The 17,679-nt window shown below is 69.3% G+C and carries 18 protein-coding genes and 1 pseudogene; 11 read left to right on the forward strand and 8 right to left on the reverse strand.

The features are described 5' to 3' along the window. Positions 1-342 (reverse strand): annotated as a pseudogene (locus tag ACZY1G_RS22495) (HNH endonuclease); the annotation flags it as partial. Between the two features lie 53 nt (positions 343-395). On the opposite strand from ACZY1G_RS22495, the gene ACZY1G_RS22500 reads away from it, so the two are divergent. Further along, positions 396-1,019: a maleylpyruvate isomerase family mycothiol-dependent enzyme gene (locus ACZY1G_RS22500; RefSeq protein ID WP_463823663.1), complete on the forward strand. Its 624-nt coding sequence runs from the start codon at positions 396-398 to the stop codon at positions 1,017-1,019. Here the strand turns inward: ACZY1G_RS22500 and ACZY1G_RS22505 are convergent. Continuing rightward, positions 997-1,638, reverse strand: coding sequence for a class I SAM-dependent methyltransferase (locus ACZY1G_RS22505; protein WP_463823664.1), 642 nt, complete (start codon positions 1,636-1,638; stop codon positions 997-999). The genes ACZY1G_RS22500 and ACZY1G_RS22505 overlap by 23 nt on opposite strands. Further along, the gene (locus ACZY1G_RS22510; protein WP_463823665.1) at positions 1,635-2,552 is read right to left on the reverse strand and encodes an NAD(P)/FAD-dependent oxidoreductase; all 918 of its coding nucleotides are present in this window, start codon (positions 2,550-2,552) and stop codon (positions 1,635-1,637) included. The genes ACZY1G_RS22505 and ACZY1G_RS22510 overlap by 4 nt, the downstream gene beginning before the upstream one ends. Positions 2,553-2,599: 47 nt before the next feature. On the opposite strand from ACZY1G_RS22510, the gene ACZY1G_RS22515 reads away from it, so the two are divergent. After that, positions 2,600-3,184, forward strand: a complete 585-nt coding sequence (locus ACZY1G_RS22515; RefSeq protein ID WP_463817232.1) for a helix-turn-helix domain-containing protein — start codon at positions 2,600-2,602, stop codon at positions 3,182-3,184. Here the strand turns inward: ACZY1G_RS22515 and ACZY1G_RS22520 are convergent. Genes ACZY1G_RS22520 through ACZY1G_RS22530 form a run of 3 tightly spaced genes read right to left on the reverse strand, consistent with a single transcriptional unit; the run spans position 3,175 to position 6,090 of the window. Further along, entirely contained in the window at positions 3,175-4,236 is a 1,062-nt protein-coding gene (locus ACZY1G_RS22520; RefSeq protein WP_463823666.1) for a bifunctional RNase H/acid phosphatase, read from the reverse strand. The genes ACZY1G_RS22515 and ACZY1G_RS22520 overlap by 10 nt on opposite strands. Next, positions 4,233-4,970 carry a zinc ribbon domain-containing protein gene (locus ACZY1G_RS22525; protein ID WP_463817234.1) on the reverse strand — a complete coding sequence of 246 codons (738 nt, stop codon included), beginning with the start codon at positions 4,968-4,970 and terminating at the stop codon, positions 4,233-4,235. Before ACZY1G_RS22525 ends, ACZY1G_RS22520 begins: the two co-directional genes overlap by 4 nt. Beyond that, positions 4,960-6,090, reverse strand: coding sequence for a Nif3-like dinuclear metal center hexameric protein (locus tag ACZY1G_RS22530; RefSeq protein ID WP_463823667.1), 1,131 nt, complete (start codon positions 6,088-6,090; stop codon positions 4,960-4,962). Before ACZY1G_RS22530 ends, ACZY1G_RS22525 begins: the two co-directional genes overlap by 11 nt. Before the next feature lie 88 nt (positions 6,091-6,178). On the opposite strand from ACZY1G_RS22530, the gene ACZY1G_RS22535 reads away from it, so the two are divergent. From ACZY1G_RS22535 to ACZY1G_RS22545, 3 genes are read left to right on the forward strand one after another with little or no spacing between them, the layout of a single operon-like run. Further along, positions 6,179-6,856, forward strand: coding sequence for an HAD-IA family hydrolase (locus tag ACZY1G_RS22535; RefSeq protein WP_463817750.1), 678 nt, complete (start codon positions 6,179-6,181; stop codon positions 6,854-6,856). Continuing rightward, a complete protein-coding gene (locus tag ACZY1G_RS22540) occupies positions 6,849-7,343 on the forward strand; it encodes a low molecular weight protein-tyrosine-phosphatase (RefSeq protein ID WP_463817237.1) in 495 nt (164 codons plus the stop codon). The genes ACZY1G_RS22535 and ACZY1G_RS22540 overlap by 8 nt, the downstream gene beginning before the upstream one ends. Positions 7,344-7,346: 3 nt before the next feature. Then, on the forward strand, positions 7,347-8,153 hold the full coding sequence (locus ACZY1G_RS22545; RefSeq protein WP_463823668.1) for an SURF1 family cytochrome oxidase biogenesis protein: 807 nt from the start codon (positions 7,347-7,349) through the stop codon (positions 8,151-8,153). Here the strand turns inward: ACZY1G_RS22545 and ACZY1G_RS22550 are convergent. Then, a complete protein-coding gene (locus ACZY1G_RS22550) occupies positions 8,107-9,075 on the reverse strand; it encodes a cobalamin biosynthesis protein (protein WP_463823669.1) in 969 nt (322 codons plus the stop codon). The genes ACZY1G_RS22545 and ACZY1G_RS22550 overlap by 47 nt on opposite strands. Before the next feature lie 36 nt (positions 9,076-9,111). On the opposite strand from ACZY1G_RS22550, the gene ACZY1G_RS22555 reads away from it, so the two are divergent. From ACZY1G_RS22555 to ACZY1G_RS22570, 4 genes are all read left to right on the forward strand, one after another. Beyond that, on the forward strand, positions 9,112-10,821 hold the full coding sequence (locus ACZY1G_RS22555; RefSeq protein ID WP_463823670.1) for an amidohydrolase: 1,710 nt from the start codon (positions 9,112-9,114) through the stop codon (positions 10,819-10,821). A 152-nt stretch (positions 10,822-10,973) separates the two neighbouring features. Beyond that, positions 10,974-11,288, forward strand: a complete 315-nt coding sequence (locus ACZY1G_RS22560) for a DUF732 domain-containing protein (protein ID WP_463823671.1) — start codon at positions 10,974-10,976, stop codon at positions 11,286-11,288. A 131-nt stretch (positions 11,289-11,419) separates the two neighbouring features. Then, complete coding sequence (locus tag ACZY1G_RS22565) at positions 11,420-12,343, forward strand: hypothetical protein (RefSeq protein WP_463823672.1); 924 nt, start codon at positions 11,420-11,422, stop codon at positions 12,341-12,343. Between the two features lie 151 nt (positions 12,344-12,494). Then, positions 12,495-15,308, forward strand: a complete 2,814-nt coding sequence (locus ACZY1G_RS22570; RefSeq protein ID WP_463823673.1) for a LuxR C-terminal-related transcriptional regulator — start codon at positions 12,495-12,497, stop codon at positions 15,306-15,308. Positions 15,309-15,314: 6 nt separating this feature from the next. Here the strand turns inward: ACZY1G_RS22570 and ACZY1G_RS22575 are convergent, their stop codons facing one another. After that, on the reverse strand, positions 15,315-16,214 hold the full coding sequence (locus ACZY1G_RS22575) for an SDR family oxidoreductase (RefSeq protein WP_463823674.1): 900 nt from the start codon (positions 16,212-16,214) through the stop codon (positions 15,315-15,317). A gap of 84 nt (positions 16,215-16,298) precedes the next feature. Between ACZY1G_RS22575 and ACZY1G_RS22580 the strand changes: the two genes are divergently transcribed. Both ACZY1G_RS22580 and ACZY1G_RS22585 read left to right on the forward strand, forming a co-directional pair. Further along, positions 16,299-16,877 (forward strand): TetR/AcrR family transcriptional regulator, encoded by a 579-nt coding sequence (locus tag ACZY1G_RS22580; protein ID WP_463817247.1) that lies wholly within the window; start codon positions 16,299-16,301, stop codon positions 16,875-16,877. An 87-nt stretch (positions 16,878-16,964) separates the two neighbouring features. Beyond that, positions 16,965-17,531, forward strand: coding sequence for a rhodanese-like domain-containing protein (locus ACZY1G_RS22585; protein WP_463823675.1), 567 nt, complete (start codon positions 16,965-16,967; stop codon positions 17,529-17,531). The last annotated feature ends 148 nt before the right edge of the window (positions 17,532-17,679 follow it).

The following is a 17,679-nucleotide window of genomic DNA, read 5'->3' on the forward strand; positions in this document are numbered from 1 at the left end:
GACGATCAGGGTGGCCCGCCACTCGGTCAACACGCCGGCGTGCAGCGCGGCCAGGGTGTGGGGCATCTCCTCGACCAGCGCCCGAGCGAACCCGAGATGTTGACCACCGCGGGCCGGGGAATCCAAGCGCGCCAACGCCACTTCTGAGGCCAACCCGCGACCCCGTTTGGCCGCCGGCATCCCCGCCGCGGTCTCAGCGGCGCGCCGCTTGGACGCCCACAGCGCGGTCGCCCGCGCCTGCACCGCGGCAGCCTCGGCTTTGAGTCGTTCGCAGTGGGCGACAACCTCGCGCAGCTCAGCCTCCGTGGCCGACCCGTCGATATCGAACACCTGTGCGAACATGCCACGACACTAGCGCGCTCCACCGACAGGCAGGACTGCCATAGTGAACAACAATGGATGTGACGGACTGGGCGATCACAGAGCGGCAGAGTTTCGCCGAGCTACTCGCCAGCCTCGACGATGAGCAGTGGAACGCGCCGAGCCTGTGCGGCGACTGGCGGGTCCGCGGCGTCGGGGCGCACGTGGTGGCCTACCTCGATCGCAGCAGGGCGGGCTTCTTCGCAGAGATGGCGCTGCACCTCGGTCGGGTCGATCGGCTCAACACCGCAGATGTCGCGCGCCTGTCGACATGGTCGCGCGAACACATCACCACCGCCGTCCACACCAACGCCGAGCCCCGCGGTGTCAGTTCAGGGTTCGGCGGCCGTATTGCGTTGACAGAGTGCATGACCCACCACCAGGACGTCCGCCGACCGCTGGATCTGCCTCGCACCATCGCCGCCGGTCCCCTGCGAGCGGCTCTTGGCTTCGCGCGCATCGCTCCGCTGATTCGCGGTGCGCTCCGAACGCGTGGCCTCCACATGGTCGCCACGGATCTCGACTGGTCGGCTGGGCGTGGCCCTGACGTGAGCGGCCCTGGTGAGGCCCTGCTCATGGCAATGGCGGGCCGCCCCGACGCGCTGCCGCAACTCAGCGGTCCGGGCGTCGCCGAGCTCAGGCGTCGGCTCGGCGCCTGAGCACGATCAGGTTGTCGATCAACACCGCCTCCTGCCCGTCCGGCCCGATCGCATCCCGCTCGACAGGCTCGGCGCGCAGCTGCTCCCATTCCTCCGCAACTAGGTCGATCTGGGCCAGAACACCGTCGACTGTCGGGAACTCGTGGTCGTGATGCAGGTTCGCCCACGGCGGCGCCGCACCGTGGTCGACGATGATCAACACCCCGCCCGGCGCGACGGCACGAGCAGCCGCGGTGAAGATGTGCTCCCGGTCCAGCCGCACCATCGACTGCAGGAACTGCGCCGACACCAGATCGAACGTCCCCTCCGGGAAGTCGTCGGAGAGGTCCATCTGCCGCAAAGTCACCCGTTGCAGCACGGCCCCTCGCCGCGCTGCCTCCTCGGCGGCACGGCCCAAGGCCGTCTCGGAGATGTCCACCCCGACGACATCCCACCCCTTCTCGGCCAACCACAGCACGTCGGCGCCTTCGCCGCAGCCGAGATCGAGGGCCCGGCCCGGCGAGAGGGAACCCGCCACCTCCCCAACCCAGGGGTTGACCCGTCCACTCCAGATACGTTCTCGCTCAGCATATCTGGCTTCCCAGTGCGACTTCGTGTCCTGATCGGCGTCCGTACTCATGCTTCCTCCTCCACAACACTGCGAACAATCGAGGCCGCAGCAGCCGAACCCGAGGCCACTGCAGCCGCCACCTGCGGCATCTGGGCGCTCACATCCCCCGCGGCGAACACACCGGGCACCGAGGTCTGCCACATCGCGTCCACTGCAATGGTTTCCTCGGAAATCGGGCCCGGCGGCGCGAACGCCACACCGAGCGCCCGCGCCAGCCCGTTGCGCTGATGCAACGTGCTCGCGACCAGCAACCCGCGCCGGGTCAGCGCGGTCCCGTCCTCGAAGACCACCGCGTCCACGTGCCCGTCAGAGCCTGACACGCGTGTTATCGGGCGCTCATCGATCGCGATGCCGTGTGCCGCCAGCTGCGTGCGACCGGCGCCGCTCACCTCGGCAGGACCGTCGGACAGCACCACCACGTCGTTGCTCCAGCGCCTCAACAGCACCGCCATGTGGACCGCGCGCTCCCCCTGCGCGAGCACCCCGAGCGGCTGATCCCGCACCTCCCAGCCGTGGCAGAACGGGCAGTGGAACACCGAATCACCCCAGAATCCGTCAAGGCCGGCGACATCCGGCATCTGGTAACGCATGCCTCCCGCCAGCAGCACACGCCGAGCCTCTTCCGTGCCGCCGCCGGCGAGTCCGATCGTGAAGCCGCCCTCGTGCGCTGTCACCGACGTGATCTCGCCGTCGAGCACCTCTACCGAGGGGTACCGAGACAACTCCTGGCGGCCCCTGGCGTACAGCTGCACCGGTGGCACGCCGTCGAAACCGAGGAGGCCGCCGATGCCGTGCGCGGCCCGGTTGCTCTGCGCGCCGGCATCTACCAGCAGCGTGCGCATCCGAGCGCGGCCCAGCACCAGCGCGGCACTCAGGCCGGCTGCTCCGCCGCCGATCACCACACAATCCCATCGCTTCGCCATGCCACCACCTTGCTCGCGGCCTGCACGATCTGCCAAGCTTTCTTGCCATGCAGGCAAATGACGACGACGGGGTCGACGCTCGGGTGCGGCGCAGGCTGCGCGATCTACGTACTCAACGAGGCATGACGCTCGACGATGTGGCGACCCGATCCAACATCGACGTCTCGACGCTGAGCCGACTGGAGTCGGGCAAACGCAGGCTCGCGTTGGATCACCTGCCGCGGCTGGCCCGTGCGCTGTCGGTCAGCACCGACGAACTGCTGCGCGAACCCGACGTCGAAGATCCGCGGGTGCGCGGTGGTGCGCACACTAAAAACCAGATCACGTTCTGGCCCTTGACCGGCCAGGGTCCGGCCGGCGGACTGCACGCCTACAAGATCCGCGTCAGCGCACGCAGGCGCACTCCGCCCGAGCAGCTCCCGGTACACGAGGGCCACGACTGGATGTACGTGCTCTCCGGCCGCATGCGACTACTGCTAGGCGACCGCGACTTCACCATCAAACCCGGTGAGGCCGTGGAGTTCTCGACCTGGACTCCGCACTGGTTCGGCGCCGTCGACGGACCTGTCGAAGCGATCGCCCTATTCGGCCTCCACGGCGAGCGCGTGCACCTGCACACCGATCACAAATAGGCGGTCTGATTCACCAGTCGCACCGACGCCGCACCGTCGGGGTAGAACTCGGCAATCGACAGCGATGCCAGATCCAGGTGGAGCCGGTAAAGAATCGCCGGACCGGCATCCAGAGCCATTCGCAGAAGCGTCTTGATCGGAGTCACGTGGGAGACGACCAGCACTGTCTGGCCGGCTCGTTCGGCGAGCAGACGCTGCTGCACGCGGGTGATCCTGCGCGCCACCGCATCGAAGCTCTCCCCACCCGGGGGCGCGACGGCGGTGTCCGCCAGCCAGCGTCGGTGCAGCTCGGGGTCCCGCTCGGAGGCCTCCAGGAACGTCAGCCCTTCCCATGCGCCGAAATCGGTTTCGATCAGATCGTCGTCGGCCTCGACATCCAACCCGAGTGCTCCGGCCGCTGCGGCGGCTGTGTCTCGCGCCCGCTGCAGCGGAGACGACACCACAGCGTCGATCCCACCCACCTGCGACAGGTAGGCGGCCGCGGCACGGGCTTGCCGCACACCGAGTTCGGTCAGATCCGGGTTTCCGCGCCCAGAGTAGCGGCGTTCCACCGACAACGGCGTCTGCCCGTGCCGCAGCAGCATCAGTCGCGTCGGCGCACCTTTCGCCCCTGTCCATCCCGCCGGATTCACCCTCACCGCTTCGGATTCCGCGGCGGCATCCATGGCCTGGTTGGCCAACGCGTCAGCAGCGCTGTTCTGCTCGCGAGGAATCCAGGTGTAGCTGACACTTTCGAATGCGGCCGCACGCTCCTGAGCCTGCCGGTGCAGCGCAGCCAGATCGGGATGTTTGACACGCCAGCGCCCAGACATCTGTTCCACGACCAACTTCGAGTCCATCCGGACCTCGACGTCGGTGGCACCGACCTGTAAAGCAGCCTCGAGACCTGCGATCAGGCCGCGGTATTCGGCTACGTTGTTGGTGGCCCGGCCGATCGACTCCTTGGCCTCTGCGAGGACTTCGGCGCGATCTGGCGACCACACGACGGCACCGTACCCGGCCGGACCGGGGTTACCGCGCGACCCCCCGTCAGCCTCGATCAGCACTTTCACGCGCCAGTGCCCTTGACCCGCAGCAGGATTGCCGAGCACTCAGGGCACCGCAGCACCTCGTCGTCAGGCGCGGCGGCAATGCGCGCCAGCTCGCCTCTGTCGATCTCCAGTCGGCACGCCCCGCACCGCCGGCCCTGCAGCGTGGCCGCACCCGTCCCGCCACGAGCGCGCTGACGCTCGTACATGGAGACCAGGGATTCGTCGATCGTGGCGACGAGTTCCTCACGCCGCGAACGCGCTTGGTGGGCGAGCTGGGCGAGGTGCGTGCGCGCCGAATCGCAGTTGCGCTGGGCATCGGTCATCGCGCTCTGCAGGTCGTCGATACCGGCCAGTTCCCGATCCTGGTCGGCGGCCAGCTCCTCACGCCGCTCCATGACTTCCAGCAGCGAATCCTCGAGGCTGGCCTGCCTGCGCTCCAGTGTGTCGAGTTCGTGCTGGATCTCGGTGAGCTGCTTGGCATCCACGGTGCCGCCCTCGAGCAGGCGCCGGTCGCGGTCCTCCCGCTGACGCACCCCGTCGATCTCGCTCTCGAACTTGGCGATCTGCGCGTCGATGTCGGCGAGAGCGAGCTGGACGACGGCCAGCCGGTCGTTCGCCTCGTGGTGCGCGCTCTGGGCAGCCTCCAGCTTCACCTGCTCGGGCAGGTTGTTCAGCCGGTGGTCGAGCCGACCGATCTCGGCGTCGAGATCGGCGAGCTCGAGCACCAGACGTTGCTGCGCCACATCAGCTTTCATGCGAACATTCCTCGACATTCCATGGATCGGTGCGCACCGTGGAGACGGTGACAGGCACGTCGGCGAAGTGCCGACGCAGGAGTGCGGCCGCCTGGCCGCACCACGGGTGTTCACTGGCCCAGTGCGCGACGTCGACGAGCGCAACACCGGATGCGCGCCGATGCTCGTCGGCGGGGTGGTGGCGCAAGTCGGCGGTTACGTACGCCTGCACGCCCGCGCGGGCGACCTCGGCGAGCAGAGAATCCCCCGCCCCGCCGCACAGCGCCACCCGCGACACCATCGCGTCCGGGTCGCCGGATGCACGTACCCCCCACGTGGTGGCGGGCAGTCCGCGACGCACTCGGGCGACGAAGGCGCGCAACGGTTCCGGATCGGTCAGCGCCGCAATGCGGCCCAACCCGGTGCCGCCGGGTGCCGGTTCGACGGCGACGACGTCGAACGCGGGCTCCTCGTAGGGATGTGCGGCGCGCAGAGCGGCGAGCACCGCCGCGCGTCGGGATCGCGGCGCCACCATCTCCACGCGGTCCTCGTCGACCTGTTCGACGGTGCCGACCGCGCCGATCGCGGGTGACGCTCCCGAGAGCGGCAGGAATTGGCCGACCCCGGTCACGCTCCAGCTGCACTGCGCATAGTCACCGATCTGACCGGCTCCCGCGTCGAACATCGCGGCGCGCACCGCCGCAACACTGTCTCGCGGTGCGTACACGCCCCACTTGTCGAGTGCCGGGGTCGCCGGCTCGGGTGACAGGACGTCAGTGACCGTCAACCCGAGAGCCTCGGCGAGGGCGTCCGAGACACCGGGTGCGGCGCTGTCGGCGTTGGTGTGCGCGGTGAACAAGGCGCGACCGGTGCGGATCATGGCGTGCAGCAGCGACCCCTTGGCGGTGTCGGCGGCCACCGTGTCCACACCGCGCAGCAGCAGCGGGTGGTGGGCGAGCAGCAGTCCGCGTTCCGGCACCGTGGCGACCACCTCGGGCGTCGCGTCGACGGCGATCGTGACGGACTCGACAGGTTCTGCCGGGTCTCCGCACACCAGACCGACGGAGTCCCAGCTCTGCGCGAGCCGCGGCGGATAGGCCGCGTCGAGCACCTCGATGACGTCGGCGAGACGCACCGTCATCGCATCACCTCGGGACTTGCCACATCACGACAGTAGTGCGCGGGTCCAGCCACTCCCGGCATCAGGGACAATGGGTCGCGTGACGGACATGGTGGACAGCGCAGCCGGGGTGACCCAGGTGCGCCGCGGCGATCTGGTGATCTTCGACCTGGACGGCACGCTGACCGACTCCGCCGAGGGCATCGTCGCCAGCTTCCACCACGCCCTGGCCGCTATCGGCGCGCCGGTTCCCGAGGGTGACCTCGTGAGTCGAATCGTCGGACCCCCGATGCGCCACACCTTGGAATCGATGGGCCTCGGCGAGCAGGCCGGCGAGGCGATGGCCGCCTACCGCGCCGACTACACGACCCGCGGCTGGTCGATGAACCGCCCGTTCGCGGGCATTCCTGACCTGCTCACCGACCTGACCCGCGCGGGCGTGCGGCTGGCAGTGGCGACCTCGAAGGCCGAACCCACGGCGCAGCGCATTCTGGAGCACTTCGGGCTCGACGACTTCTTCGAGGTCATCGCCGGGGCCAGCGTGGACGGCAGCCGGGCCGGCAAGGCCGACGTGGTCGCGCATGCGCTCGCCCAGCTGGCGCCGCTCCCCGAGCGCGTCGTGATGATCGGCGACCGTTCGCATGACGTCGAGGGTGCCGCGGCACACGGAATCGGCACGATCGTCGTCGACTGGGGCTACGGTCGCGCCGACTTCACGGGGTCGGACAGTCCCGCCCTGGCCCATGTCGCCGACGTCGCGGCGCTGCGTGAGGTGCTGGGTGTCTGATCAGCTGCACGTGACCTTCATCTGCTCGGGCAACATCTGCCGCAGCCCGATGGCCGAGAAGATGTTCGCCCACCAACTCCGTGAGCGCGGATTGTCCGACGCGGTCCGCGTCACCAGCGCGGGTACCGGCCACTGGCACGAAGGCGAACCGGCCGATCGCCGGGCCGGCGTCACGCTGCGCGACCACGGTTATCCGAGCGCCCACCGTGCTGCGCAGATGACCGAGGACCACCTAGACGCCGATCTGGTGGTGGCGCTGGGCCGTAACCACCTGCGCATGCTCTCCGAACGCGGTGTGCCCACCGACCGGCTGCGGATGCTGCGATCGTTTGATCCCCGATCGGGCAAGCACGCCCTGGACGTCGACGACCCGTACTACGGCACCCAGGACGACTTCGAGGCCGTGTTCGCGGTCATCGACGCCGCCCTGCCCGGGTTGCACGCCTGGGTCGACGAGCAGCTGGCCGAGCGGCGGCAGGCGGGCTGAGGAGTGCGCCGACTCGCCTTCCTCCTGCGCCCGCAGTGGCTCGCGCTCTACGTCGTGGTGATCGCGTTCGCCTACCTGTGCTTCACCGTGCTCGCACCGTGGCAGCTGCACAAGAACACCAAGACGTCGCGGGAGAACGCCCAGATCTCTGCATCGCTGAATGCCGATCCGGTGCCGTTGACGACGCTTCTGCCGCAACAGGATTCGTCGGCACCGGAGCAGCAGTGGAAACGCGTGACGGCCACCGGGCGGTATCTGACCGGCGCCCAGGTCGTGGCCCGGCTGCGGGTGATCGACGGCGATCCCGCGTTCGAGGTGCTGGTGCCCTTCGCCGTCGACGGCGGCCCGACCGTGCTCGTCGACCGCGGTTATGTGAAGCCGGTGACCGGCTCCGCGGTGCCCGAGATCAGCCCCGCCCCCACCGATCCGGTCACGATCACCGCCCGGCTGCGCGACCCCGAACCCGTCGCCGTCGGCAAGGACCCGTTCCGCGACGCCGGTGTGCAGCAGGTGTATTCGATCAATCCCGGTCAGATCTCCGCGCTGGTCGGTGTTCCGCTGGCGGGGTCGTACCTGCAGCTGGTCGAGGATCAACCGGGCGGGCTCGGCGTCGTCCCGCTGCCGCGCATGGAGGCCGGGCCGTTCCTGTCCTACGGCATCCAGTGGATCGCGTTCGGCATCATCGCCCCCATCGGGGTGGGTTATTTCGTCTACGCCGAGGTGCAGGCTCGCCGCCGCGAAAGGGGCGCACCGGCCGAGCCGGTCACGCGCGAAGACAAGCTGGCCGACCGCTACGGCAGGCGACGCTGACGGCAGCGGCGGCGGCCGCGACCTGAACGGCCCGCGACAGTCGGACGGCCCGCCGGAGGTCACCTGCCTCAGGTGCCCGTCCGGTGCCGAGGGTGGGGCGGATCTCCAGTTCGTGGGCGTACTGCGTGGGTCCGCCCAGCTGGATTCCGAGCGCCCCCGCGAAGGACGCTTCGGCGACTCCGGCGTTGGGGCTGGGATGCCGGGCGGCATCGCTGCGCCACGCCCGGATCGCCCCCAGCGGCGAGCCACCCACCAGCGGGGCGCACGCCACGACGAGCAGACCCGTCAGCCGGGCCGCGACGAGATTCAGCAGATCGTCGAATCGAGCTGCCGCCCAGCCGAATCGGCGGTACCGCGACGACTTGTTGCCCACCATCGCATCCAGGGTGTTGGCCGCGCGGTACAGCAGCACACCGGGAGCACCGCCGACGGCAGCCCACAGCAGCGGCCCCACCTGCGCGTCCGAGGTGTTTTCCGCGATCGACTCGAGCGCGGCACGGGTGAGTCCCGCCCCGTCGAGCACCGACGGGTCACGGCCGCACAGCGACGGCAGCAGCTCTCGCGCCGCGGCCAGGTCTCCCTGGCCGACCAGGTCGGCCATCCGGTCACCGGTTCGGGCCAGCGAGGTTCCGCCAAGGGCAGTGAATGTCGCCGCCGCGACCCAGGCCACGTCAGCGGCACCCGCTGTGCGCCGGCTCAGCCACCCCACACCGGCGGCCGTCAGCGTCACCGCACCGAGCAAGGCGCCCGCGTACACCACGCCCGCCTCCCGGTTGTCGGCGTAGCAGCGGCGCTCGAGCGCGGCCGCCCCGCTACCGAACACCGCCACCGGATGACCTCGCCGCGGGTCGCCGAACGCCGCGTCGGCGAGCACACCCAGCGCGATCCCGGCGGCACGGCTCCGGCAAACTGCTGCGAACACCACGGCAGCTTGTCACATCGATGTCAGACTGTGGCCATGGCCGACGTGATCGTGACCGCAGGGACCGTCATCACGATGGACGAGGCCGTGCCGCGCGCACAGGCCGTCGCGGTGTCCGACGGTCGCATCGTCGCGGTGGGCAGCCTCGACGAGTGCCGGACCGCGCTGCCGGGCGCCGAGGAGGTCGACAGCGGAGCCACGGTCTTGGTCCCGGGATTCGTTGAGCCGCACAGTCATCCGTTGATCAGCGGGATCGCCACCGAGGCCCCGGCCCGCTCGATCGCACCGTGGGTCGCGACGTCGTGGGCCGAGGTGCAGGAGATCTTCGCCGACGCGCTGGCGAACACCGGTCCCGGAACTCCGCTGTGGTTCGCCGGTTACGACGCACTGCTGCAGGGTCATCCGTCGCCCAAAGCCGAGGAACTCGACGAGATCTTCGGTGATCGCATCGCGGTCGTGACCGACAACTCCGGGCACGGCGTCTATTTCAACTCCGCACTGATCCGCGCCCGCGGCTGGGACACCGATCCGCCGGCCGATCCCGTCGCCAGCCGGTTCGGCCGCAACGCCGACGGATCGCTGAACGGGCAGGGTTTCGAGCTGCCCGTCGTGACTGCGGTGACGATGCCGTTGCTCACGCAGATGGGCGACCCGCTGGCGTCGGCAGCGAGCTACTACGCGCTGATGGCGCGCGGCGGCTACACCTCGACGTCGGACATGACCTACGACCCCAAGTTCGCCGCCGGATACGAGGCGCTGGCGGCGGCTCCCTCGTGCCCGCTGCGTGTGAGCATGTGGGAGATGTCGGTCACCGATACCTATTGGGAGCCAATGACGTTCACGGCCGGCGAGGAGTGGCTGACCAAGTCCGGGGTCAAGCTGTGGACCGATGGATCCCCGTGGGTGGGCAACATCGCGATCTCGTTCCCCTACCTCGACACCGAGGCCACCCGTACCGCAGGCATCGATCCCGCAGTGGCGGGCGGGGCGCGTTCGATGAACTATAGTCGCGAACAGCTCGATACCATCCTCGACAAGGCGGCACCGGCGGGCTGGCAGATGGCGTTCCACGCCAACGGCGACCTGGCACTGGATCTCGCGTTGGACGCCTACGAGGACGCACTGAAGAAGCACAACCTGCTGGGCACCGACCACCGCTGGCGGTTGGAGCACTGCGGGGCCGGAACGCGAGAACATTTCGATCGCGCGGCCCGGCTCGGGGTGCACGTGTCGATGGCGCCGTTTCAGTACTACTACTGGGGCGAACTGCTCGACGGCGCGATGTTCGACCCCCGGTACGGTGCGCGGTGGGCGGCCTTCGCGGACGCCGTCGCCTCGGGCGCGTGCGTCTCGCTGCACAACGACGGATCGGTCTCGCCGCCGACGCCGATCGTCAACATCGCCACCACGGTGACCCGGCGCACCCGCAAGGGCACGGTGCACTGCCCCGAGCAGGCGATCTCGCTGGATCAGGCGTGGCGCGCACAGACGATCGACGCGGCCCGCACGCTGCGCCGCGAGCACCTCGTCGGATCCATCAGCCCCGGCAAGCTCGCCGATTTCGTGGAGCTGACCGCCGATCCGTGGGAGGTCGACCCCGCAGCGCTGATCGACACCGTGCAGGTGGCCGGGACCTGGTTGGGCGGACGTCGCATCGATCTCGACGAGTTCCTGAGCGCGGTGCGCGCCGGCGACAATGCCGAGCACGCACACCTGGCCGAGCGCAAGGCCACCGGCTGCTGCTGATCGCGGGGACGAATCCGGCCCGGAAAATCAGGTCAACACCCGATATCGGGCGGTGACCGCCGGCGTTAACGTTCGCGTGATCTGCCCGGATGCGGCAGACGTCCTCACTTGCTCCGCCGCGAAATCCCCGCGGCTTCACGAAAGGACCACCCATGTGGTCGATCGCTGTCTCCTCTGCTGCTGCGGCGGCGGCCGCCGCCCTCGCCACCGTGGCGGCTCCTGTGGCCTCGGCCGAGCCGCGTGACGGCTTCCTCGACGAGCTGGCGACCCTGAACATCGTGCTGCCGGGCGCCACCGTCGCCGACACCGTCGGCGCCGGTTATCACACCTGTGATCTGTTACGAAGCGGCACAACGGTTCTCGATGCGATGGACGCGGCCGAACACGATTACATGCTGCCACCTGGGCAAGGCACGCTGTTCGTCAGCGCCGCCACCACCAACCTGTGTCCCGACTTCGCCGGCTGACGAAGATTTCAGGTGTTCGCCCGATGTCACCGCCGGCGTGGCGTGCCATCTTTCTGTGGGTCCGCTATCTGGAGTGGGCAGTCATCCGACGCGGTCCAACCGATCGTGTCGCCGATTCTGGGGAGATCACCGTGACACGACAACGCTGGCTCGCAGCGATTCTCGCGTGCGCCGCGATCCTACTGACGGGGCATGTGCTCGTCGGTGCGCCCGCGGCCCACGCCGATCCGCTCGACCCGATCAGGGCCGCGGTCAACAGCGCCCGCCAGGGCTCAGCCTGTGGCCCGCTCAAGTACAACATCGCCCTCGAAGGCGAAGCGCAGGCAGCAGTCGGCAACCGGGCGCCGGGTGTCCCGCCCGCGGGGCAATACAACGGCCGCGTCGCCACGTACAAGGGCTACGGTGATCCGCAAGGCCAGGCGATCGGGGCGATGATGAGCGGGGCAGCGGGCGCCGCGGTTCGCGACTGCGCCTACACCGAGTTCGGCGTCGGCTTCATCCGCGACGAGGACAAAGAGGACGACACCGTTGCCGTCGCCCTCGGCGCTCCGCCGACCCCCGCAGCACCCGTGCAGTGCCCTCCGGGATCGGCGTCGCCGACGGTACCGGCCGGTCAGCAGTGCACGGCGGCTCCGCCGGTGCAGTGCCCGCCGGGGTCGACCAGCCCCACAGTGCCCGCGGGCCAGCAGTGCACCGCCGCACCCAAGCCCGACGTCCAGTGCCCCGACGGCAAGACCGTCCCGGCTGGGGCTGAGTGCCCGGCACCGACCAACGCCGTACGCGTGTCGTTCAGCAAGGGCCTCGGCGTCTGGAAGGTCAACGTCGCGAACTCCGCGGACATCAGCGGTCAGTGCACCTACAACGCCACCAGCGACAACGGAACACCCGGTGCGTCAAGGAATTTCGCGATAGCCGCGAAAGGCACCGCCGACTTCACCGTCCCGGCACCGTTGCTCCTGACCTCCTACCACGTGGTGACCTCATGCACGGGTACCTACGCGGGCAAGTCGGTCGAGTTCGGGCACGACGAACAGGACGTCTCGATCGGGTCGTGACACAACATCCGACACGGCCCGACGTTCGCTCGGGCCGTGTCGGCTGTCATCGTCGACCTTTGCCGGCATGCGTGTGTGACACCCAAGTAGCAGCTCGGCATTTTCCTTCATTCGACTGGCAAGTTGCCACCAATGCTGCCATTCTGCTGCCGTGTGGGGATTGGTCGAGCGGCCGACCGAGGAACGCATCGCCGCGGACTTTCTGTCCGCCGCAGCCGACCGGTCGGCGCTATTGGTGATCGAGGGCGAACCGGGGATCGGCAAGACCACTGCGTGGCGCGAGATCATCGACGAAGCGCAGCGTTCCGGCTTCCGTCTGCTCCGGACTCGGCCGTCGCCGGCCGAGACGGCGGTCGCCTACGCCGGCCTCGGTGACCTGCTCCACGACGTCGACGCACCTCTGCTCGACAGCCTGGCCCCTCCGCAGCGAGCCGCGCTCGACCACGTCCTGCTGCGCGGCAGCGCGCAAGCCGAGCCGGTGTCCGCCCGCGCCGTGGCCTCCGGCACCCTGACTGTGCTCGCCGCGCTGGCCCGGCAGAATCCGGTGCTGCTGGCTGTCGATGACGCCCAGTGGCTCGACGCCTCGACCGGGTTCGTGCTCGGCTTCGTGCTGCGGCGCCTCGACCTCGGCATGGGTGTGCTCGCGACAGTACGCTCGGGACATCGGGATTCACCGTCTGCGGCATGGCTGCGCGATGCCACCACGGCGTGGTCGGCCGACATGTCGTTGCCACGCTTCACGGTCGACGATGTCGACGCCCTCGTGGGGAGCGCGCTGCACCGACGGGTGCCGCGCCGCGCCCTCACACGCATTCACGAATTGTCGCGGGGAAACCCGTTTTACGCGCTCGAACTCACCCGGACCTTGACCGACGACGGTCAGCTCCAGGTTCCGACGTCACTGGTCGACCTGGTCGGGACGAGGGTCGCCCTTCTCGACGAAGAGGTGCGCCGGGTTCTGCTCGTCGTCGCGGCGGCGACGAGGGCGACGGTCGAGCTGGTGGCCGAGGCCCTCGACATCCCGAGGACGCACACTGCGACACTGCTGGAAAGGGCAGAATCGCTGCACATTGTGACGCTGTCCGGCCACTGGGTCCGATTCGTCCACCCGCTGCTCGCGCACGCGGTCTACACCGGCGCCGGCCCCGCGGACCGGCGCGCGGTACATCGGCGACTGGCCGAGGTGGTACCTGAATTCGAGTCGCGGGCGCGCCATCTCGCGCTGGGTTCCATCGTCGGCGACGCCGCCACCACCCGGGCGCTCAGCGATGCCGCCGACATCGCACTGAGTCGCGGAGCGCCCGCCGAGGCGGCCGAACTGCTCGACTTGGCGGAGTCGCTGGGCTACGACGATCCGGCTGTGCGCATCCGTGCGGCGGCAGCACATTTCGATGCCGGCGATTCCGCTCGCGCCGAGGCGGTGCTCCAAGATGTGCTGGGCGTGGCGAAGGCCGGTCCCGAGCGCGCGGGCGCCGCCATGGTGTTGGCGCGAATCCAGATCTACGGCAACGGTTTCGGCGAGGCGCGTGACGTTCTGGTCCGCTACGCGCCCGAAGCAGACGACGATCCCGAATTGTCGGTCCGGATGCGGGTGCTGCTGGCCTACTGCCTGTACAACACGGGTCGCCCGCAGGAGGCCCAGGCCTGCGTCCGCGCCGCCGCCGACGAGGCACAGCTGCTCGGCAGCGCCGTGCTGTTGGTCGAGGCGCTGGGCCTTCGAATGATGATCGACTGCGTGTGCGGGCTCGGCGTTGACCTCGGGGCACTGCGCGAGGTGGCGGCGATGGAGGGCGCCGACAGCCGGTCGATCCCGCTGGCCTTCCGCTCTTCGGCCCTGCTCGCGGTCGCCCAGTCCTGGACCGGGGAGCTCGACGAGGCCTTCGCCGGACTACAACACATCCGGCAGGGGTGCCAGGAATTCGGCGAGGAAGGCGAGCTGTACTACATCGACTTCCATCTCGCCTTCGTCGAGATGTGGCGGGGCAACCACGAGGCAGCCGCCGACATCTGCGCCGAGTTGGCCACGGGCGCACAGCACCTCGACGACGGATTCATCGCGTTCAACGCCCTCCTCACCAGGGCGTACCACGCGGCCCAGACCGGTGCCGCCGACACATGCCGGCGCCTTGCCTCCGAGGCCTACGAGGTGGGCCAGCGGGCAGGGGCGGTGCAGGCGAGCCAGATGGCGCTGGCCAGCCTCGGCTTCCTGGAGGTCTCCCTAGGTGATTACGCGGCCGCGATCGACGCCCTCCAGCCCTATGCCGATCATCTGCTCGCGGAACCGGATTTTACGGAGATCTTGATAGCCGGCGGAGTCCCCGACGCCATCGAGGCCACGGTGGGGCTGGGCCGCACCGCCGAGGCCGCTGCGCTGGTCGACCTGATGGAGCGCAACGGTCGTCGGCTGGATCGCGCCTGGATGCTCGTCGTCGCGCTGCGCGGGCGGGCCCTGCTGCTGGCGGCGACCGGCGACCTCCACGGCGCCGAGAACGCGTTGGCCGACGCCATGATCCAGCACGATCGGCTGCCGATGCCGTTCGAGCGTGCACGAACTCTGTTCGCCCGCGGCCAGATCCACCGTCGGCGTCGCCGACGGGCGCTGGCGCAGCATGACTTCCGCGAGGCCGTGCGGATTTTCGACACAGTCGGGTCGCCGCTGTGGGCCCGCCGCGCCCGCGCCGAGTTGAGGGCCGCGCCGGTGCTGTCGGCCCAGGGCGATCTCACCAGCGCCGAATACCGCGTCGTCGAGCTGGCGGCCACCGGAATCACCCAGCGCGCCATCGCCGATGCCCTTTTCGTCAGCCCCAAAACGGTCGACTCGCACCTCCGCAGCATCTACCGCAAGCTCGGCGTCCACTCCCGCAGCGAGCTGGTGCATCGGCTGTCGCGGCCGGAATCGGCGGCGGGTGCGTCCGATCGTGGGAGACGCGATGAGACGTCACCGTCACGTCCCGTCCCCGACTAGTCGCGACTAGGCGGACGGCGCGTAGGCACCACCGGAGATGTCCTCGACCAACGTCGGACCGGTCGGCGTCCAGCCCAGAAGATGTTGTGTCGCAACGCTTGTCCCGGCCATATCGGCGCTGAAGAATCCACCGATCCAGCCGTAATGCTCGGCGATGCGGTCCGGCGGGATGGCGGCGACAGGAAGGCCGAAGGCCGCTCCGATCGCCTCGGCGATCACCGTGGTGGGCACGCCCTCTTCGGCCACGGCATGCAGGCGAGCGCCGGCCGGCGCTTTCTCGAGACCGAGGACCACCATCCGGGCCGCGTCGGAGACGTGTACGGCCGCCCACCGATTGCCCCCGTCAGCTGGATATCCCGACACCCCACGCTCGCGCGCGATCTCGCACAGCCGGTTGATGAAGCCGTGGTCGCCGGTGCCGTGCGTGGTGGGCGAGAACCGCAGCGCGACGGAGCGGACTCCACGCTCGGCGAAGTCGAGCAGCAGGTTCTCACTGCCGCCGCGGGGCGACTGGGCGCCGAGGAACGGCGAGGGGTCGTCTTCCGTGGCGGGCCTGCCGTCGGTGAGGCCCATCAGGCCGGACGCAAGCAGGAACGCCTTGCCGGTGTCGACGAGCGCGTCGCCGATGGCCTGTGTCGCCGCGCGTTCGGTGGCGTTGGTGGCGGCCATGTTCGCCCAGTCGTGCTTGTTGGCGAGGTGGATGACGGCGTCGGCGGTGCGAGCGGCGGTCCCGATGGCGTCGAGGTCGTCGAGGTCGCCGCGTACGACGGCCACCCCTTGCGCGTCGAGTGCGGCGGCGGAGGCATCGGAGCGGGCCAGGCCGCTGACGGTGTGGCCGGTGGCCAGCAGTTCGTCGACGACGGCGCTGCCGATCCACCCGGACGCTCCGGTGATGAACACGTGCATGGTGACCCCTTGTTCGAGTGATGTCAGTTACTGACTTCGACCGTACACTCGAAGTCAGTCACTGTCATCACTAGACTGCGGCATATGGCGAGGTGGGAGCCGGGCACTGCGGAGCGGCTACAGGACGCCGCGCTGGAGTTGTTCGCGGCCCGCGGGTACGAGCAGACGACGGCAGGTGACATCGCGCAGGCCGTCGGCCTCACCGAGCGGACGTTCTTCCGCCACTTCACCGACAAACGCGAAGTGCTGTTCCACGGGCAGCAGGCGTTGACCGACGCCTTCATCGCAGGGCTCACTGACGCGCCAGCGGATGCGTCGGCCACAGACTTGGCAGTCCGCGCGTTGCGGTCCTCTGCAGGGTTCTTCGACGACGAACGCCGCTCCCACTCCCGGCTGCGGCAGTCGGTGATCGACGACAATCCCGCGCTGCAGGAACGCGAAGCGCTCAAGCTCGCCTACCTCGGTCGCACCCTGGCCGACGAGCTCCGGTCCCGCGGCGTCGAACCGCTGGCGGCCGACGTCGCGGCCCATCTCGCGGTGATGGCGTTCGGTATTGCGTTCGCGCAGTGGATCACCGAGGGCGAACAGCGGTCGTTCGCCGAGGTCACGACGGACGTGGTGCGCGCAGTGGGCGCCACCGCCGCCGAACTCGAGGACTTCTGATCACGGTGAGCGTAGGGGCTTGTCGCGTCGCGACGGGCGGGTACCGCCCCAACACGACCTGAACCGACACCTCGGAGGGACTGACCCATGAGCGCACCGACCCAGTGGAGCACAGCAGAGTTGTCCGACCTTCTGCAGACACCGTCTGCGCCACGGATCATCGACGTGAGGACCCCGGCCGAGTTCGAGTCAGCGCACATACCCGGTTCGGTCAACGTGCCGCTCGACGTCCTCAGAGCCCACCGTGACGAGGTGGTCGCCGCGCTCGACGGCCAGGTCGCCCTCGTCTGCCGATCCGGGCAGCGGGCAGCCCAGGCGGCCGACGTCCTGAAGGCCGGGGGGCTCGCCGACGGCCGCGTGGTTCGCGACGGCCTTCTCGGCTGGGAAAAGCAGGGTTTCGCGGTGGATCGGGGCCGCCAGCGATGGGAACTCGAGCGGCAGGTGCGGCTGGTCGCCGGTTCGATCGTGCTGTCATCGGTTCTCGGAAGCGTAGTCGTCCCGCAGCTCAAGTGGGTGGCGGCCGCCATCGGGGGCGGGCTGACCTTCGCGGCGGTGAGCAACACGTGCGCAATGGCCAACGTCTTGGCCCGGTTGCCGTACAACCGCGGCGCGCGGCGCAATCCGGCGGAATGGATATCCCAGCTCTCCGACTGAACACTCGACAGTTCGGCTCACCGTGATCCGATCGAGCTGACGTGAACTCTTGTTAACCCGCCGACCTGGCTGTTCACCCTATTGACGTTGGCGTTCACTGCGCCACTGTGGTTGACAGCTAATTCACCCCTTCCTAACGTCCGAGCCC

The organism is Mycobacterium sp. IDUB_5 (assembly GCF_055419565.1).

What these genes read in the sequence shown, in the direction of transcription:
- ACZY1G_RS22500 (WP_463823663.1), top strand. Translation starts at nt 396, where the DNA reads ATGGATGTGACGGACTGGGCGATCACAGAGCGGCAGAGTTTCGCCGAG.
- ACZY1G_RS22505 (WP_463823664.1), bottom strand. Translation starts at nt 1,638, where the DNA reads ATGAGTACGGACGCCGATCAGGACACGAAGTCGCACTGGGAAGCCAGA.
- ACZY1G_RS22510 (WP_463823665.1), bottom strand. Translation starts at nt 2,552, where the DNA reads ATGGCGAAGCGATGGGATTGTGTGGTGATCGGCGGCGGAGCAGCCGGC.
- ACZY1G_RS22515 (WP_463817232.1), top strand. Translation starts at nt 2,600, where the DNA reads ATGCAGGCAAATGACGACGACGGGGTCGACGCTCGGGTGCGGCGCAGG.
- ACZY1G_RS22525 (WP_463817234.1), bottom strand. Translation starts at nt 4,970, where the DNA reads ATGAAAGCTGATGTGGCGCAGCAACGTCTGGTGCTCGAGCTCGCCGAT.
- ACZY1G_RS22530 (WP_463823667.1), bottom strand. Translation starts at nt 6,090, where the DNA reads ATGACGGTGCGTCTCGCCGACGTCATCGAGGTGCTCGACGCGGCCTAT.
- ACZY1G_RS22535 (WP_463817750.1), top strand. Translation starts at nt 6,179, where the DNA reads ATGGTGGACAGCGCAGCCGGGGTGACCCAGGTGCGCCGCGGCGATCTG.
- ACZY1G_RS22555 (WP_463823670.1), top strand. Translation starts at nt 9,112, where the DNA reads ATGGCCGACGTGATCGTGACCGCAGGGACCGTCATCACGATGGACGAG.
- ACZY1G_RS22560 (WP_463823671.1), top strand. Translation starts at nt 10,974, where the DNA reads ATGTGGTCGATCGCTGTCTCCTCTGCTGCTGCGGCGGCGGCCGCCGCC.
- ACZY1G_RS22575 (WP_463823674.1), bottom strand. Translation starts at nt 16,214, where the DNA reads ATGCACGTGTTCATCACCGGAGCGTCCGGGTGGATCGGCAGCGCCGTC.
- ACZY1G_RS22580 (WP_463817247.1), top strand. Translation starts at nt 16,299, where the DNA reads ATGGCGAGGTGGGAGCCGGGCACTGCGGAGCGGCTACAGGACGCCGCG.
- ACZY1G_RS22585 (WP_463823675.1), top strand. Translation starts at nt 16,965, where the DNA reads ATGAGCGCACCGACCCAGTGGAGCACAGCAGAGTTGTCCGACCTTCTG.